This is a genomic window from Vibrio sp. VB16, from assembly GCF_015594925.2.
Lineage (GTDB): Bacteria > Pseudomonadota > Gammaproteobacteria > Enterobacterales > Vibrionaceae > Vibrio.
The window spans coordinates 390,517-407,488 of the sequence record NZ_CP087591.1; the positions used below are offsets into that span (position 1 = coordinate 390,517).

General features: G+C 41.5%; 17 protein-coding genes. 3 read left to right on the forward strand and 14 right to left on the reverse strand.

What is annotated here, in order from left to right:
* Positions 1-8 precede the first annotated feature (8 nt).
* Together citE and citD are read right to left on the reverse strand one after the other, a co-directional pair.
* Positions 9-887 (reverse strand): citrate (pro-3S)-lyase subunit beta, encoded by an 879-nt coding sequence (gene citE, locus IUZ65_RS18350; protein WP_229638238.1) that lies wholly within the window; start codon positions 885-887, stop codon positions 9-11.
* Entirely contained in the window at positions 887-1,180 is a 294-nt protein-coding gene (gene citD, locus IUZ65_RS18355; RefSeq protein ID WP_195705479.1) for a citrate lyase acyl carrier protein, read from the reverse strand. Before citD ends, citE begins: the two co-directional genes overlap by 1 nt.
* Before the next feature lie 48 nt (positions 1,181-1,228).
* Between citD and IUZ65_RS18360 the strand changes: the two genes are divergently transcribed.
* Positions 1,229-1,474, forward strand: coding sequence for a hypothetical protein (locus tag IUZ65_RS18360; RefSeq protein WP_195705480.1), 246 nt, complete (start codon positions 1,229-1,231; stop codon positions 1,472-1,474).
* Between the two features lie 66 nt (positions 1,475-1,540).
* Here the strand turns inward: IUZ65_RS18360 and IUZ65_RS18365 are convergent, their stop codons facing one another.
* Both IUZ65_RS18365 and IUZ65_RS18370 read right to left on the reverse strand, forming a co-directional pair.
* On the reverse strand, positions 1,541-2,233 hold the full coding sequence (locus tag IUZ65_RS18365) for a response regulator (protein WP_195706428.1): 693 nt from the start codon (positions 2,231-2,233) through the stop codon (positions 1,541-1,543).
* The gene (locus tag IUZ65_RS18370) at positions 2,230-3,864 is read right to left on the reverse strand and encodes an ATP-binding protein (protein WP_195705481.1); all 1,635 of its coding nucleotides are present in this window, start codon (positions 3,862-3,864) and stop codon (positions 2,230-2,232) included. Before IUZ65_RS18370 ends, IUZ65_RS18365 begins: the two co-directional genes overlap by 4 nt.
* Before the next feature lie 357 nt (positions 3,865-4,221).
* Between IUZ65_RS18370 and citX the strand changes: the two genes are divergently transcribed.
* A complete protein-coding gene (gene citX, locus IUZ65_RS18375) occupies positions 4,222-4,746 on the forward strand; it encodes a citrate lyase holo-[acyl-carrier protein] synthase (RefSeq protein WP_195705482.1) in 525 nt (174 codons plus the stop codon).
* Between the two features lie 94 nt (positions 4,747-4,840).
* Here the strand turns inward: citX and citC are convergent, their stop codons facing one another.
* The 4 genes from citC to IUZ65_RS18395 form a co-directional block, all read right to left on the reverse strand.
* Positions 4,841-5,932 carry a [citrate (pro-3S)-lyase] ligase gene (citC, locus tag IUZ65_RS18380; protein ID WP_195705483.1) on the reverse strand — a complete coding sequence of 364 codons (1,092 nt, stop codon included), beginning with the start codon at positions 5,930-5,932 and terminating at the stop codon, positions 4,841-4,843.
* 198 nt (positions 5,933-6,130) lie between these two features.
* A complete protein-coding gene (locus IUZ65_RS18385) occupies positions 6,131-7,633 on the reverse strand; it encodes a tripartite tricarboxylate transporter permease (RefSeq protein WP_195705484.1) in 1,503 nt (500 codons plus the stop codon).
* A 10-nt stretch (positions 7,634-7,643) separates the two neighbouring features.
* Positions 7,644-8,138 carry a tripartite tricarboxylate transporter TctB family protein gene (locus IUZ65_RS18390; protein WP_195705485.1) on the reverse strand — a complete coding sequence of 165 codons (495 nt, stop codon included), beginning with the start codon at positions 8,136-8,138 and terminating at the stop codon, positions 7,644-7,646.
* 97 nt (positions 8,139-8,235) lie between these two features.
* Positions 8,236-9,225: a Bug family tripartite tricarboxylate transporter substrate binding protein gene (locus tag IUZ65_RS18395; RefSeq protein ID WP_195705486.1), complete on the reverse strand. Its 990-nt coding sequence runs from the start codon at positions 9,223-9,225 to the stop codon at positions 8,236-8,238.
* 504 nt (positions 9,226-9,729) lie between these two features.
* Here IUZ65_RS18395 and IUZ65_RS18400 point away from each other — a divergent pair.
* The gene (locus IUZ65_RS18400) at positions 9,730-10,005 is read left to right on the forward strand and encodes a hypothetical protein (RefSeq protein WP_195705487.1); all 276 of its coding nucleotides are present in this window, start codon (positions 9,730-9,732) and stop codon (positions 10,003-10,005) included.
* A 61-nt stretch (positions 10,006-10,066) separates the two neighbouring features.
* Here IUZ65_RS18400 and IUZ65_RS18405 read toward each other — a convergent pair whose 3' ends face one another.
* The 6 genes from IUZ65_RS18405 to IUZ65_RS18430 all read right to left on the reverse strand — a co-directional run bounded on the left by IUZ65_RS18405 (position 10,067) and on the right by IUZ65_RS18430 (position 16,921).
* Entirely contained in the window at positions 10,067-10,849 is a 783-nt protein-coding gene (locus IUZ65_RS18405; RefSeq protein ID WP_195705488.1) for a DUF5718 family protein, read from the reverse strand.
* Between the two features lie 142 nt (positions 10,850-10,991).
* On the reverse strand, positions 10,992-11,933 hold the full coding sequence (gene citG / locus IUZ65_RS18410) for a triphosphoribosyl-dephospho-CoA synthase CitG (protein WP_195705489.1): 942 nt from the start codon (positions 11,931-11,933) through the stop codon (positions 10,992-10,994).
* A gap of 254 nt (positions 11,934-12,187) precedes the next feature.
* Positions 12,188-13,492, reverse strand: coding sequence for a sodium ion-translocating decarboxylase subunit beta (locus IUZ65_RS18415; protein ID WP_195705490.1), 1,305 nt, complete (start codon positions 13,490-13,492; stop codon positions 12,188-12,190).
* A gap of 9 nt (positions 13,493-13,501) precedes the next feature.
* Entirely contained in the window at positions 13,502-15,298 is a 1,797-nt protein-coding gene (oadA, locus tag IUZ65_RS18420) for a sodium-extruding oxaloacetate decarboxylase subunit alpha (protein WP_195705491.1), read from the reverse strand.
* A gap of 18 nt (positions 15,299-15,316) precedes the next feature.
* Entirely contained in the window at positions 15,317-15,571 is a 255-nt protein-coding gene (locus IUZ65_RS18425) for an OadG family protein (protein ID WP_195705492.1), read from the reverse strand.
* Positions 15,572-15,925: 354 nt separating this feature from the next.
* Positions 15,926-16,921, reverse strand: a complete 996-nt coding sequence (locus IUZ65_RS18430) for an AraC family transcriptional regulator (protein ID WP_195705493.1) — start codon at positions 16,919-16,921, stop codon at positions 15,926-15,928.
* Positions 16,922-16,972: the final 51 nt, after the last annotated feature.

Consider the following 16,972-nt stretch of genomic DNA (forward strand, 5'->3'; position numbering starts at 1 on the left):
AGCGTACCCTACTGTTTGATACCAGACTCGGCACGTTTTAATGTTAAATGCGCTCTTTCAATAATTGGACTATCGACCATTTTTCCGTTCAGCGAAACCACGCCAGAGCCCATTTCTTCCGCTTCTTCCGCCGCTTCGATGACAGCGTGTGCGTGGTCTATTTCTTTTTGAGAAGGTGCAAAAACATTATGCAATATTTCGATCTGACGCGGATTGATTAGCGATTTACCATCAAACCCGAGTGATTTGATGTGCTCTGCTTCGTTCAAGAACCCTTCTTCGTTATTCGCGTCAGAATACACGGTGTCGAATGCCATAATTCCCGCCGCGCGGGCAGCCTGTAATATAGAACAACGCGCAAACAACAATTCGGTACCTTCGGCGGTTCGTTCTGTTCTTAGGTCACGAACATAGTCTTCAGCACCTAACGCTATACCGATCAGTCTTTTCGATCCAAAAGCGATATCAACAGCATTATTTATACCCATCGCGGATTCAATAGCCGCCAACATTTTGGTACTACCCAACTCTTTTCCAAACTCTCTTTCTGCCGCTTCAATCTCGGCTTCCATATCTAATACATCTTGAAGGGAATCCGTTTTGGCTAACCGTACAACATTAACGCCTGCTTTCACCACGGCCTTTACATCATCACGTCCAAACGCCGAGTCGAGCCCATTAACACGGACAACGGTTTCTACATCTTGATATAGAGGGTGCTGAAGCGTATTCATCACTAACATACGTGCGGTATCTTTCTCACGTATTGATACAGAATCTTCAAGGTCAAACATTATCGCATCAGGTGTGTAGATAAATGTATTGCTCAACATCGCTGCGTTTGAACCCGGAACAAATAACATGCTTCTACGTAATTTCGCTTTCATTACACCGCACTCCAATCAATTTCTGTACTGTCCGACGCACGCATAACCGCCGCTTGAACTCGAGCTCTAATCACGCAATCTAATGCACCTTTGTCATTGATAACCACTGTCGCACTAGTGACACCTAGCTCGTTCAAAGTATCGGTAACCACCTTGAGAATAAGATCTCCGAACTGCTGTTCTACAGAGCTGGTAAGTTCGATTTCTAAACTGTTTGTTTCAGATGGCAAGATCTCAACTAGCAGATCACTAGATTCAAGACCTCCAGCGTACGATCGCTGATTAATTTGCATGTTAACTCCTCATGAGTTAAGAATTTGGGGGGAAATGTTTACTAAGAAATGGCACGATATAAACACGGACCAAGTCATTATCTGGGTGTTATTTTCCCCGATGAGCAAGACTTTATGATGATGAGACTCAAGTTTCATCGAAAGGTAAAAATCGTTTATGTATTTAATGGTTTTAACTGGGAAGTTGGAGGAATGATGGGTGTTAATTGGCGAAAACAACGTTGCTTAGTATTCAATTATCAAAATTTGGTGACCTCTCGGCCACCAAAAGTAGGTTCTTACTATTATATTTAGGCTAATAAAATGACGGAATAAAAAGCGATATCATCCTAAAATAACGAGGGAATTTTGACCTATTACCTAACTAGTTTTTACATAGACTCGTTCAGGACGTCCAACTCGACCATGTTCATTTTCAGCAATCAAAAAACCACTCGCGGAACAAAACTCCAAATAGCGTCTGGCTGTAGTTTTACTTATGCCAACCTCGCCACCTAAACTTTCGGCTGTATATTTGACACCAATATTCTGCAAAAACACCTGCTTAATCTTATCAAGTGTTAGATCACCGATGCCTTTCGGTAATGAACCCGTCGTTTTATCTCGCGCTTGAATATTAAATAGATCATCAACATGTCTTTGACTGATATTATCAAAGGCGTTTATTGCGCTGGTAAATTTTAAGTACCTATCCAGCGTATCTTGCAATCGGTCGTATGCGACTGGCTTTAATATGTAGTCAAAACAACCACAGTGCATCGCCTCTTTGACTGTCTCCATTTCGCTAGACGCCGTCACTAAAATAACGTCTACTTTGTCGGCACTTTTATCCGCGGCAATTTCCCTCAGTAGCTCCGTACCTTTGCCATCCGGTAGGTAATTGTCGAGGATAATTAACTTTGGCTTTTGAACCTTAATCATGGTTCTAGCCATATTTAAATTCGAGGCGATTCCAATTGGTCGAAATCGTTGAGTTTGCCTTAAAAATTGCGCATGTAATTCAGCAATTGCTGATTCATCTTCGACAATCAACACATCAATGATATTCATTATTTGTCATCACTATTTGGTATAAAAATTGAGAATATTGAACCTTTCGGTTCGGCGTTGTCCACTAAGATTACCCCACCTGCATTTGTGACGTAACGGTTAATTAAGTAAAGTCCAATTCCGTGACCATCGCTATCCATTTTACTCGTTACTCCGCGGTTAAATATGTCTGCGGCTAGTTCAGCAGGGATCCCGCAACCGTTATCCGCTACCTCTATCACTAATTCATGGCTTGCATCCGTGATGAGCAACGATACTTTTTTATTACTTTCTGGATTATTGAGCGTGGCTTCATAAGCATTATCAATTAAATTACCTATGATTGCAGAGAGCTCATCAGGCTCTATTCTTTCATTCAAATGATATAACTGGCAGGTAGGATCAAACTCGAGTTCTAACCCTAACTCCCGAGCTCTAGAGTACTTCCCAAGTAATATACCGGCAACCTGACGACACTGAATTCTCGTGCTGATAAAGTCTATCAGTTGCTGCTTCATGTTGCTCTCATGATTGATAAGCCTCAGTGCGGCGGCACTATCACCAATCCCAATCAAACCACCGATCGTCGACAGTTTATTGGCATGCTCATGGCGCATTACATGTAAATTTTCGGTATATAGTTTTATTTGGCTTAGCTCTGCTGTCAGTGAATTGATATCATTTTTATGTCGGAAACTAATGACCCAGCCACTCAAAATGTCTCCATCAAAAATGGCCACTCTATTCGCTATCAATGTCTTTCCGTTGATCGACACAATTTCATCTTTTATATTTTTATCAAATGGGGTTTGAAAGAAAAACTGTGTTTGAGATACAAATTCAATAATTTGGCGAGTTTTTAGATACTTAATCTCTCTTTCGGTTCCGAGCAGTTCTCTAGCCGTATTATTAACAGCTAAAATGTATCCTGCCTTATCTATCGCAATGACACCCTCGTAAACAGAACTTAGGATCGATTTTTGTAGATGCAAGGCTAATGCAATTTCAGACGGCTCCATTCCATTCATTTTCTTTTTGATATGAGACGAAAAGGTCCATGCCCCGACCATGGTTAAGAACAGTATGATCGCGATCTCTATGATAAGCGGTTGGCTATAAAATAAAAACCATTGTTCAAATCGGTTGAGTAAATAACCTACAGACACAACACCAATTATTTGACCATCAAAGTCAATAACTGGCGCTTTACCTCGTACTCCATACCCAAGGCTGCCTTCTCGAACCGAAATATACGACTCTCCCCTTTCCAAAGCACCCGCATTGTCCCCACCCTTCATAGGCAGTCCAATTCGTTCTTTTACAGGATGAGACAGTCGTATGCCTTTCTCGTCACCTACGACGATAAAGCTTGCGTCTGATATCCCATGCAACCTGTCGATCACATGTTCTACTGCTGGGACATTTTTGATGCGAACTTCTTGTATCAGTTCAGGGTCACTCGCAATTTCCTGTGCTTGAATGAGCGCTCTAGTACCCACTTGATGATGCAGCGTATCGATTAGTGCATTATGAAAATTGAACCCCATGATGACGGCTTGTAGCATTAAGAGGCCCAAAATAAGCACGAATACGCGCCCTTTAAAGGACATGCCTATTTTTAGTCTCTCTTTCAAACGCGCAGTCCTACTTTCCATAATATCTTTACACCTTCAAACGAAGACAAAAACCTAACGATAAACGGTATTTGTTATTGGCATTTTAATCAACAAATAATTGCTTACAGTTATAAATAAGACCAATAGTTAGTCATAGGTCACATATTTATACTCAATAATAAAATCAACATTACTTATATTAAACTAACAACAATGAATTTGACATTCAATTAGACGTCAATTTATATTAGATATCTTAAATTAATTTAAACGACAATAATTAAATTCATTAAAACCATTTAAAGCTCTTTCGCTTTATATATATGCATTAACTCTCAAAGTAAAAGAGCATTGTTCTGTTATTGTCTTATTCATATTGATTATGGAGGACAGTAAATGAGCACCAGCGTATCCCTATATGACTCTTTTCTTTGTAAAGAAACCAGAGCTAAAAAACAACAGCAACTAATTAAAAAGTATGCAACACCACTCATCACGATAAAGGCTCACATGCCCAAAGAGCTTCGCTGTAATATGTATGTCAATGAGATCATCGAGCAAGCCTACTTATCGGTCAAAGACGTATTGTCACAACACGAGTTTACTTGCATCGGTAACGACGAGCACAAAAGTAATGTCGGTGAAGAGCGATATCTAGCGGTTCAATGTCGTTCAGCAAGTGAACTTAAAAAATTCATGATGGCCATTGAAAATACACATCCTTTAGGCCAGTTAATGGATCTAAATGTTATGAATCGCGAGGGCAAAACTATCTCTAGGGGCTCGTGTGAACTCTCGGCTCGTAAGTGCATAATTTGTGACTGTCCTGCACCTGAATGTGCTAAAAAACATCAGCACAGCCTTGCTGACTTGGACCTCAAAATCAAACAGATATTAGAAACGTTTATGGTTATTTCATAGTGGCTTTCCTCATGCTAAACACACGTACCAAGCACTTTGATAACGTGTGATTAGCAAGTTGATTTTTCTAGGGTATTTGATTCAACAATAAAATTTACAGCACCGTTGCCTCGTATTGAATCGGAGCAACTCTCGCCTCTTTACACCTCAGTTCGTACACTTCACTTTCTTTGCTAAAAAGGTTTTTAACATAGTTGTAGGTCGTGAGTGGGACAAGTTTTTTCAAGTCATCCCATTGATTATTGAATAACAGATGCCTTACCAAAGAGGCAGAGATAGGCTGATCTTCTTTCTCACAACGAGGAAACTCAACTAAATTTACTGGCTCACACTCAAGTGTTGGTGTCGTTAGCCATTGGTGCATTTGCTGGTTATAGAAACGTGTCACAGCACAGATAGGTTCCGTACCGACAAAGCGGTGGGTGATACCAAGGGACGGAGCGATATATCCTCTGAACATTTGCAGGTCGACCGCAGTATGACAATAGTTAATCACCCCGTCATCTTTTAAAAAGTAGCTTGGAAATGTTGCTCTAGAAATGATGTAATCTGACCCAGGATGGATAATGACATTAGGGAACTCTTTTACCCCTTCACGGATCATATTCAACCTATCTTCATAGGTGAAAAAAGATCGGTCTTCTTTAACTACAAATACATGAACCCAGTCGCATTGCTGAGAAGCTTGTTCAACCAAGTAACGATGGCCGTAAGTAAAGGGATTGGCATTCATTACGATACTGCCAATTTTATCCCCTGAACGTTTCAATAAGGCCAGTTTATTGCAGTAATTTTTAAGCCTGGTTTTGCTGTTTTCGAGTAAAACCACCCTATCCTTTACTGACGTAAGTTTATAAAACCCTGCTTTATGAAACATCTGATAATTTTCTGGTTTAGTGTAAATAAACAGATTAAAACGCCCAATATCATAGGCATATGTCACCAGTTCGGTCAGTAATTGTGTCGATAACCCATAGCCTTGATAGCGGTCATCAACGGCTATCGACTTAAGCGTATTTCCAGCCAAACCACCGGTTGCGACTACTCGCTCATTGTTTAAAGCAACCACAAACATTTCGACATCGGAATCAACACCCAATCCCATTTTGTCTAGAAAGGATTTTACCTTTTCTAATTTTTGGTTGTTTTTCGTGCTCACACGAATAAAATTGAAAGCGAAGTCCACTGACTTTTCCTACTACTTAATAACTTGTTAAGTATCGTTTATATGCGGCATTAATATCATGATTTAAATCATAACTGAATTTAGTTAATAATATTTAAATGGCGTAAATGAATTTATTCCAATAATATTGGTAGATATATATAAATTAAAAAAACGGTGCGAATCTAATAGATTGCACCGTTGTTAATCACTTTTATATTAAGCGATTGCTTCTTTCTTACGTTTTCTCATCATACCTAAGATTGGCAAAACAACGGACAAGATAGTAATTAATATCAGTCCTTGTGATACAGAAGAACCCACAAATATTGATACATCTTGGTTCGCTATCCGGTAAGCCTGACGGAATGACTGTTCCATAGTGCCACCAACGATGACAGCAAGAATCATAGGTGCAGTAGGAATATCTGCACGCTTCATGACAACTCCAGCAACACCCAATATAGTCAGAATATAGAAATCCATCACCGAACTACTGATTGCATAACAGCCTACAAAAGCAAGACCAAGAACAATCGGGTACAGAACCTTAGGTGGTATAGCAAGCACTCTCACTAAAACACCTGCCAACGGTATATTTACAATCGCTAAAATGAAGTTCGCTACAAACATTGACGCAATTAAGCCCCAAGCTGTATCTGGATACTGAGTAAACAATAGCGGACCAGGCTGAATACCGAGCATTAACAATGCGCCCATCATTACTGCCGTGGTACCTGAACCAGGAACCCCCAATGTTAACATAGGGATCATTGCACCAATGGATGCTGCGTTATTCGCAGATTCTGGTGCAGCAAGGCCTTCAATCGCACCGTTACCAAACTCTTCACTGTTTTTCGACAACTGTTTTTCATTGTTGTAGCACATAAGTGAAGCCATTGTACCGCCAGCTCCAGGAAGTGAACCAATAATGAAACCCACTGGGGCACTGCGCAGGATAGGCCATTTAGAACGCTTCCAATCATCACCACTAATCCAAATTCTTTTGAATTTAGTCTGTGCTTTTTTGGTTCCGTCGCTCAATGAACGGAAGCTCTTAAACACCTCTCCCATTGCATAGATACCGATAATTACAACAAGGAAATCCACGCCAGTTTGCAACTCTAAACTGCCGTATGTAAAACGGTCAAGTCCAGACTGTGCATCGATACCAATTGTCGCTATCGCTAAGCCTACCACCATTGAAAGGAATCCTTTCAACATGTTATTTTTAGACATAGATGCTGTCATTGACAACGCAGCAACCATTAACAGAAAGTATTCTGCAGGTCCAAATTTTAAGGCAAAGCCCGCAACTGGTTCAGCTAAAAGCGTCATCAATACGGCCGCTATTGTGCCGCCTATTAACGAGGCAATTGCGGAAATTGCTAATGCAGATTCTGCTCGACCTTGCATCGCCATTGGGTAACCGTCGAAAGTTGCAGCAAGGGCCGCACCATCCCCCGGGGTATTTATTAAAATTGAACTACGAGACCCACCAAACATCGCACCGATGTAAACACCAGTCATGGTAATGAGTGCTGCTGTAGGCCCCATAGCAAAAGTCAGTGGCAGTAACACTGCTACACCGGTTGCAGGGCCTAAGCCCGGAAGCATACCTACGATGGTACCTAAAACGCCACCAACGGTAACAAGTAGTAAATGATATGGTTGTAGCGCGATGCCAAAACCATTTATTAAGTTCGCAAATACATCAGTCATGATTATCGCCTTATTCCATAAATGGCAGAGGTGGGAGACTTACAGCGAGCAAAGTGTTGAATATAAAAAATATTGCTACTGAGAAAACCAATGCCACTACTATGCTCATTTTCCAACCACTGCGCCCACTTGTAATAGTCAACATGGCTGACATAAACAGGAATGTACTGATTACATAACCTAAATGTTCAAATAACAAAGCATATGCGACAGAAATTATACAAGTGTAAAAAATTCTTTTCCGATCATTTTTTTTGACCGAGTCTTCATTGATAATATTTGTGAAAGCCATTATTGATGCTTTAAAGTTGCTTTTAACCAGCAATAACACACCGATTAAAATTGCTAAAGTTGCAATGCCTAATGGAAAATAAATTGGGTCCATTGGGTTACCAAACATCGCTCTTGGCATCGTATAGGCTTGACCGCCATATATCAGACCGAATGCTACGCTAAATAAACCCGTAAATGCGTCCCAATTTGGGCGAACATTCTTGCTATTCATGGAATAACCTTATGTTAGGAGTTCTAGGAGGAACATTGATAAATGACACAATGAAGAGGGAAGTCACCTTCCCTCTTATTTTCGTATAACTAATCAATTACTTTGCAAAAATTTCTGCAAGGATAGCTTTGTACTGCTCGTTCGTTGTAGCAAGGAACTTAGTGAATTCTTCGCCATTTTGATAAGCATCATCCCAACCATTACGTGAACGAGCTTCAGCCCACTCTGGAGTAGCAACCATATCTTTCAATGTCTTGTTCCAGAAAGTTACCGCATATTCAGGCATATCTTTAGGCCCGAACAGTCCACGCCAGTTTTCAAACGTTGCATCAATCCCTTGTTCTTTTACTGTAGGGATTTCTGCAACCAAACCTTCACCAATGCGTTTGTCAGCCGTATGTGCTAAAGCACGCAAATCACCGCTTTTAACAAGAGAAGTTACATCGCCAAGACCAGTTGAGATTAGGTCAACGTGGCCACCAAGAACTTGAGCAACCGCACCACCATCTTGGAATGAGATATAGTCGATTTGGCTTAGGTTAGGAACACCTGCCGCTTTAGCAATAATCAAAAACTGGATATGATCCATTGAGCCAGCAGAAGAAGTACCACCAATTTTCACTGATTTAGGGTCTTTCGTCAGTGCTTCCATTATTTCATTAATAGATGTGTACTTAGAGTCTTTAGAAACCACAAATGCGCCATAGTCCGTAATTAAACGAGCTAATGGTGTTGTATCTTGGTAGCTGTACTTACTTGCACCCGTAAGATTTGTAAGCAAAATAGGAGGAGAATAAACTGAAATAAGTTTGTCACTGCTCTTTTTGGTTTGCATGTAAGCAAGGTTGACTGCACCACCGCCACCAGGACGGTTAGTAACAGGCATGTTAGATTCAACAAGACCGGTATCTTTCAGTGTTTTTGCAACAGTACGAATCGTTAAATCCCAACCGCCACCAGCGCCAGAAGGTGCAACCATAGAAATAGTTCTTGGTGGATAATCTTTAGCAATAGCATTGCTTAGAGGCATTGTAGCGATAGAAGCCATAGCAGCACCCATCATCACGTTTTTGAGTTTCATGTTCATTGAATTACCTATAATATTTATTAGTATTTATTAGTATTCATTCTAAATTGCTAGTATGAGAATTTGTCATCAATCATTAATTGATAACAACATTATTAAATATAAGGAGAAATGGTTATGTGATTTAAAACTCTTAAAAGTAGTTCTTTAATGTTACAAATGGCGTAAATGAATTTAAAGAAACAATACCCATACATTACAATGATTTATTAAAACTGGGCCAATGGAAAACAGACACAATTCAGGCATTCAAACGCAGAAATCAAAAAAAACACATTAATATAACTGTACATATCGACATCCATCAACTGAAATAATAAATTGACATTATATTATCAAAATAAGTTTTTAGGAGTACGTGTTAATTTTCTAAATAAATTTTACGTTTAAATCAATAACACCACTAAATACTTTAACTCCGTTTATTGGTGTGTCGAAGTTCAAAGATTGATTCGGATATAATATATAACATTGCTCTCGTTCCACAGCCGCGAGATAATAAATATGATCGTTACCAACATATCAGATGATACTGTTACCGAAGAAGCTAGAAATCATTGGCTAAAATATTGGAAACATTTTTCTACACAAGATTATTGTTATTGTTCTGAAGTCAATTGTACTGAAAAACATGACCATGGTGTTTTAGTCAAACATAGAACACCGACTTCAGAAAAACTTTTTGTTGTTCCTTTGTGCAAAGAACATAGTTATGGCTATCAAAGTCAACTCGAGATAGACGAGAGAGTTGATATCGTGCCAGCGGAACTGTGCTTGTAGGGATTTTATTGGGACAGAGCAATGAACTATTTTCATTGCTCTTTTTTTTTCAGAACAACGCCTAAATAATTTCTTGTGTAAACGTCATTACATTCTGGTTATTAACTAACTCACCAGATTTGAAGTGCGCTTTAATGTCATTTTCATCCAAAACCTCGGCGTCGCAAGCCGCGATATGCACTTTATCACCCACCTTAATAAAGTTATCCGTACCCCACTTTGAGTAGTTTGGTGCGCCAGTATATAAAACCAATTCCTCAGGATAATTATTCTCAATGATTGAAGGCAATATTTCTTCATACATCCCTTCATTTTTTTGATTGTTAATTTGCTCCACGATCCATGTGACTAGATCCGAGCAAAAAACCTTCGTATCAGAACAATCAACCAATGGCGTTGCGCAGTGGAACTCGCCCTCACGTTCTATGTATGACACCAGTTTTAAGTTTTTTCCGTAATTCTCTGGTGTAAAGGGTTTCATGTCCCACCAAAGTTGATTGATCCCTTTTGACTTTTCTCCCCAGGCTTTACGTTGGGAGATCTTCTGTGAGCCTTCTAATTTTCGAATGGTGAAATCATTACCAATCGTTATTTGTAACGGCTGTAAATCGACAATGCGTCCATTTTGGTAAGCCACTTTAAATTTGATGACGAATTCTGGTTCAATATCAACATTAGACCCTGCTTTTGGGTACATCACGTGTCCATTGCTGGTTAGCGTCTCTTCGTGATCTTTATTGATGACAAAAATGCCATTCGGCAATGGATGTTCTTGCACATTTTCCGCACCACTTAGATGGCCAAAATAATTACCGATAATGCCGATACATATACTTGAAGTCATGGTTTCCCTTAAATAAAAAAAGTCCCCATAACGAAGGCTACAGGGAAAATCGAAGATAATATAAAACATATGAACTCTATTTATCACACTAATTCACCGAGTGTGATAAATAAAATTCATTAATAACCCGTTACATTGGGTCCTATGGGTTTGCGTCAGAACATATATTGAGCTGCGCAAGCAACCATGTGGCAGCAAGTAAGTCTGCACTTCCTCCAGGACTTAGATTCAGATCGACGAGTTTCTCATCGAACGCCAATATCACCTTCTCATAATCAAGATGATTGCTATCAAACGCTACGAGCATATCTCTCGACTGTTCCTGAACGAATGTTAAGCCTTGTAAACCGCCTCTATTGACTAGATTCGTATCACTATTATTCGCCATTAGTGACAATAGTGTTTTTGACATCGCTTGTTCTTCGGATTTTCCGTCAGAAATGCACCGTTCGTAAATGGGTAAACCGTATTGAAAAATAGTCGGGTATCCGTACGCAGCTTCACCCCGAATACCGGTCAAGCCGTGCTCTCTAAATAACCTTTCCCCTGCTGTAGCAGGCATCTTAGCGGATTCCTTTAAGTCATCTTTCACTAAACTGGCGCAACATTCCATGATGACACTTCGAATATGGATCGCATCATAGGCAATGCCCTTCTTATGCAACCAACCAACGGCACCACAGATCAAACCAAGCGTGAATATCATCCCTTTATGGGTATTGACACCATCCGTTGCGTTAAACATGGCCCTCTCTGCCTCAATACCAACTCGACGTAAGCGAGGCAAAAGTTGACTTGCGGGAAGGTGATGATTGTCATATCCGGTTCGAACAAACTTTTTCATGAATGATCTTAACGCATTTGAACTAGCAATAAACGTGTTGATATCCATGTCTGAATGCGAGCCTGTCGACAGGCAATCAACCAAACCAGCTTTTGGTGTAAGGTGTGCTTCTAACATCATCGCATGGTAAGCAAGATTACCTGCTAACTCACAGATATTGAGCTCTAATTTACCACTGGCTGTCTGTTCATATAGACAACAGTCATCTAATAACCATCGAATAGAATTACTTGCAATCATAGACAATCTCGCTCAATTTCTTGTTCAATTTGGATAACGACTGAATCAGGCACTATATAGATCATCATTGTTTCCTAAAGAGAGAAACAAGATGGCGATTGCAATCAAGTTTTAGCACAGGTTAAACATCATTTATGGTTTTTATGACGGTAATTATGGAGTGGATCAATTAAGCTCAAAAAAAGGGAGAGCACTGCTCTCCCTTTTTCCATTAGATTGTTTATTTGCTATAGATTGTTTATTTGCTATTAAGCTTAACCACCTAACACATACTTTATCATCACACCGGCCGCCACTGCGGAACCGATAACACCAGCAACATTGGGGCCCATTGCATGCATAAGAAGGAAGTTTTGTGGGTTCGCTTCTAGTCCAATTTTATTGGTGACACGTGCCGCCATCGGTACTGCCGAAACGCCGGCAGAACCAAGTAAGGGGTTAACCTTATCTTTGAACACTCGGTTCATTAGTTTAGCCATCAGCAAACCAGCTGCGGTTCCGATACAGAATGCCACAATACCAAGCGCAAGAATCCCTAATGTTTGAGGCTGTAAAAATTTGTCTGCCATCAACTTAGATCCAACCGATAAGCCTAAGAAAATGGTCACAATATTGATCAGTCCATTCTGTGCTGTGTCAGACAAACGCTCTACCACACCACATTCACGCATCAGGTTACCAAAGCAAAACATACCCAATAAAGGCGTTGCTGAAGGAAGCAGCATCGCAATCAAAATAAGCAGCATTAGAGGGAAACATACCTTCTCTATTTTACTTATTGGACGAAGTTGCTTCATCTCAATTCTGCGTTCCGCCTCCGTAGTTAATGCTCGCATTATCGGCGGTTGTATCATTGGAACCAACGCCATGTAGGAGTATGCCGCAACCGCAATTGCACCAAGCAACTCGGGCGCTAACAAACTCGACACATAAATCGCGGTTGGACCATCTGCACCACCAATGATGCCAATAGCCGCCGCCTGTGCCACGCTAAAATCCATGATACCAAATTGGCTTAGAGCCAAGGCACCAAGCACAGTAGCAAAAATACCAAACTGAGCCGCCGCACCAAGCAACAAGGTTTTCGGGTTTGCCAATAACGGACCAAAGTCAGTCATTGCCCCAACACCCATAAAGATAACCAGAGGAGCGACACCTGATGCAATAGAAACATTATAAAAAGTATAAAGCATACCGTCAGAATATTTGTACTGCTCGGCCATTAAGTGAAGGTGCATTTTTTGCTCTGGCGTTGCCATCGCTAATGCGCCTTTGATCACATTTGGTTGTGTATCAGACATACCAAGAATATTAGCAAACGCCTGCATCACTTCCGCATTGCCTGCATGTAACGCGGCTTCAATACCACTAATGGCAAGGTTTGCTTCAGGTAGGTTTGCAAGAATCCCACCGATACCAATTGGCACAAGAAGCAATGGTTCGAAGTTCTTAACTATCGCTAGATAAAGAAGTATCAGTCCCACTATAATCATGGTTGCCTGACCCCAAGTGAGGTGAAGGAAACCAAAGTCTCTTACTAGAGCTAAAACGCTGTCCATTTCCTGCCCTTATGCTAGTGCAACGAGTGCATCGCCAACCTGAACGGAATCACCTTCAGAAACGGTGACACTTTCGATGATACCGCCGCGTGCGGCTCTAATTTCCGTTTCCATTTTCATCGCTTCTAGAATCAAAATAACGTCACCTTCTTTTACCGTTTCGCCTACCTTGACGTGGATCTTCCAGATATTACCTGCTAGCGGAGCTGATACTGTTTCAGCGTTGCCAGAAGGTGCAGCAGGGGTTGGTGTGAGTCCAGCGACAGGTGCGGTGTTGGCAACGGCTAACACATCAGGATCTGCCCCTTCGTTGATTTGAACCACGTAAGCTTGGTTGTTTACGTTAACGGTATATACTGCACTTTCATCTGTGGTCGATTTTGTTGCCGCTTTGGGTACTGGATCAGCAACCGTCGGAACTGGTTCAAATGCCTCTGGATTATGACGATTCTCAAGGAATTTCCACGCCACTTGGTCAAATAGAGCAACCGTTAACACGTCATCAATTTCACTTTCAGCCAGTGTGATGCCTTTTTCCTTCGCTTTTGCTTTTACCGATTCTGTTAGGGTGGACACTTCCGGTTCTATAAGGTCGGCCGGACGGCAGGTTATCGGTTTCGCACCATCTAACACTCGTGCTTGAAGTGATGCATCCATCGGTGCTGGTGTCTGGCCATACTCACCTTTTAATACACCTGCCGTTTCTTTTGTGATGTTTTTATAGCGTTCACCCATCATCACGTTGATCACGGCCTGAGTACCGACAATTTGAGACGTTGGAGTAACCAGTGGTATATAACCAAGGTCTTTACGAACACGAGGGATCTCTTCTAGCACTTCATCAATACGGTCAAGCGCGTTTTGTTGCTTAAGTTGCCCTTCCATGTTGGTGAGCATGCCACCCGGAACCTGTGCAACCAGAATACGAGAATCAGCCCCTTTCATCTGGCCTTCAAACGCGTGGTATTTCTTACGAACCTCACGGAAATAAGCCGCAATATTCTCTAGTTTTTCGATATCAAGACCCGTATCACGCTCGGTGCCTTTCAGTGCCGCAACGATAGATTCTGTTGCTGGATGCCCATAGGTACCACTCATCGAAGAGATCGCCGTATCCACACGGTCTACACCAGCTTCAATAGCCTTAAGCATTGTCATATCGGCAATACCTGCGGTTGAATGGCAATGGAGGTGTAATTCAACATCCAACTGCTTCTTCAGAGTAGAGACCAGCTCATACGCCTCATAAGGCGACATCACTCCGGACATATCTTTAATCGCAATAGAATCAACACCACACTCAACCAATTGTTCGGCGACATCTATCCACGATTGCATTGTATGCACAGGGCTTGTTGTATAGCAGATAGTCCCTTGAGCATGGGCTCCCTGACGATTCACCGCTTTAATCGCTTGTTGCATATTACGAACATCATTCAATGCATCGAATACACGAAAAACATCCATACCGTTAACCACGGCACGTTCTACAAACTTATCGACAACATCATCAGCGTAGTGACGATAGCCAAGAATATTCTGCCCTCGGAAAAGCATCTGTTGTTTGGTATTCGGCATCACTTTTTTAAGTTCACGCAAACGCTCCCATGGGTCTTCCCCTAAGAATCGGATACATGAGTCGAACGTTGCTCCTCCCCAAGATTCTAAAGACCAATATCCGATCTCATCGAGTTTTGAAGCAATGGGTAGCATGTCGTCTAAACGAAGGCGGGTAGCAAAAAGTGATTGGTGTGCATCGCGCAGAACGACGTCGGTAATACCTAGTGGCTTAACTATTTTGGACATTAGAAGTTCCCTGTATTCTTACAGCTGTTGACTGATTTTTTTCTTATGGTGATGAAGTGCTGCAGTAATAGCAGCAACCATAGTGTCATCGGAAGTTGTGACCGCAGATCGTGTTCCCGACGCGACGTTTGGAGCAGCAGGAGGTTGGAGCTTGATAGCAACGAAAGATAGCAGGCGCGTTGCCCCTACTAATAAGGCTAAGAAGCAGAAAACGAAACCCATGCCAAGAGCCATTAATGTTACGCCTTCGAGAATTATCGGACCTTCATTCATGAAAATTCCAAACCTGTTGATAAAAGTGTCCGAGAAGTCTAGCTGAGACTGCGAATTCAACTCCGTGAGTTAGCTCATTCAATTGGGACTACTAAACAACTAATATGGCGTTAATAACCTAAATACAAATTCGTATCTCTTTGATTTACCGTTGAATTCATTAACATCATATAAAGCTCAAACGTCACGAAATTTTGTGAAGCGACATCCGTTTCGTGATTTCAGCGCCAAAGATAAAAAAGGCCAGACAAAACGTCTAGCGGAGGGAAAATGAAGGGGTATTCTTAGTAGGCATCTGTGATGATACCTGCAAACTGACATGGGGTGCTGTTGACCTAATTGAATGATATCTGGCTAAGGTTTACCGCATTTTCGAGTCGTGCTTGGGGGCACGCCTATCTGTTTTTTATACGCTCTGCTGAAGGCCGCCTCTGATTGATAACCTAAGCTCAAGGCGATGTCTAATACACTTTCTCGACTGCCTATTAGCCGACGGCTCGCTAAAGTCATCCGATATTGTGTGAGATAATTGAGGGGCGAATCGCCCACCATCCGTTTGAAATGTTCCGCAAATGTAGTGCGCGACATACCTGCTTCGTTTGCTAGCGATTCAACAGTCCAGTTCACCTCTGGTTGATGATGAATACCTAACATTGCCTTACTTAACCTTTTATCTCGAAGCGCCGCTAACCAGCTGTTCTGATCGGATTCAAATAGCGCTAACCACGCTCGAATAGATTGTATGACCAATATGTCGGCTAAACGTGTAATCACAGCTTCCCCACCAACATTCGCATGTTTTGCTTCTTCCGCGAGCATAGACATGGTGCTGTGAATAACGTGATGATAGTCACTTTGACCAGTATCAATCTTAATAAAATGGGGCATCAACGCTAATAACCTGCAGGCAATTGGATGATCAAAACTGACTGCGCCACAAATCAGCACGGTTTGCTCGCCTTTCCCACCGTACGACAGAACCTCATAGTGGTCGCTTAACGATTCTATTGGTAACTCTAATAAGGGAACACGACAGGATGTGGCATGGTCGAAAATACAGTGACCCAAACCATGAGGTACCATAACGAAATCGCCTTCTGAAAGAGACGTCTTTTCTCCCTCTACTTCAACGTAGCAATGTCCGTGGACTACAATATGAAACATGAGCGATTGGTCTATCGCCGGCATTTCCATCCCCCAAGGCGCCGTGAGCTCTGAACGGGTATAAAATACGCTATTCATTTTAAGCAGGTGAAAGATATCTCCTAGTGGGTCACCCGTCCTTCTATCTACAGACCGTTGAGAATTTCTAACCTTCTGTATTGCAAATGATTCTAAGTTGTCCGCCATAGTCAAACACTCATTCCGTACGATTAATCAACAATAGCGTATTAATTGCAA

Bases quoted from the DNA above. Each gene is read 5' to 3' on its own strand.
- citE (WP_229638238.1), bottom strand. From the start codon at position 887: ATGAAAGCGAAATTACGTAGAAGCATGTTATTTGTTCCGGGTTCAAAC.
- citD (WP_195705479.1), bottom strand. From the start codon at position 1,180: ATGCAAATTAATCAGCGATCGTACGCTGGAGGTCTTGAATCTAGTGAT.
- IUZ65_RS18360 (WP_195705480.1), top strand. From the start codon at position 1,229: ATGGCACGATATAAACACGGACCAAGTCATTATCTGGGTGTTATTTTC.
- IUZ65_RS18370 (WP_195705481.1), bottom strand. From the start codon at position 3,864: ATGGAAAGTAGGACTGCGCGTTTGAAAGAGAGACTAAAAATAGGCATG.
- citX (WP_195705482.1), top strand. From the start codon at position 4,222: ATGAGCACCAGCGTATCCCTATATGACTCTTTTCTTTGTAAAGAAACC.
- IUZ65_RS18385 (WP_195705484.1), bottom strand. From the start codon at position 7,633: ATGACTGATGTATTTGCGAACTTAATAAATGGTTTTGGCATCGCGCTA.
- IUZ65_RS18390 (WP_195705485.1), bottom strand. From the start codon at position 8,138: ATGAATAGCAAGAATGTTCGCCCAAATTGGGACGCATTTACGGGTTTA.
- IUZ65_RS18395 (WP_195705486.1), bottom strand. From the start codon at position 9,225: ATGAACATGAAACTCAAAAACGTGATGATGGGTGCTGCTATGGCTTCT.
- IUZ65_RS18400 (WP_195705487.1), top strand. From the start codon at position 9,730: ATGATCGTTACCAACATATCAGATGATACTGTTACCGAAGAAGCTAGA.
- IUZ65_RS18405 (WP_195705488.1), bottom strand. From the start codon at position 10,849: ATGACTTCAAGTATATGTATCGGCATTATCGGTAATTATTTTGGCCAT.
- citG (WP_195705489.1), bottom strand. From the start codon at position 11,933: ATGATTGCAAGTAATTCTATTCGATGGTTATTAGATGACTGTTGTCTA.
- IUZ65_RS18415 (WP_195705490.1), bottom strand. From the start codon at position 13,492: ATGGACAGCGTTTTAGCTCTAGTAAGAGACTTTGGTTTCCTTCACCTC.
- oadA (WP_195705491.1), bottom strand. From the start codon at position 15,298: ATGTCCAAAATAGTTAAGCCACTAGGTATTACCGACGTCGTTCTGCGC.
- IUZ65_RS18425 (WP_195705492.1), bottom strand. From the start codon at position 15,571: ATGAATGAAGGTCCGATAATTCTCGAAGGCGTAACATTAATGGCTCTT.
- IUZ65_RS18430 (WP_195705493.1), bottom strand. From the start codon at position 16,921: ATGGCGGACAACTTAGAATCATTTGCAATACAGAAGGTTAGAAATTCT.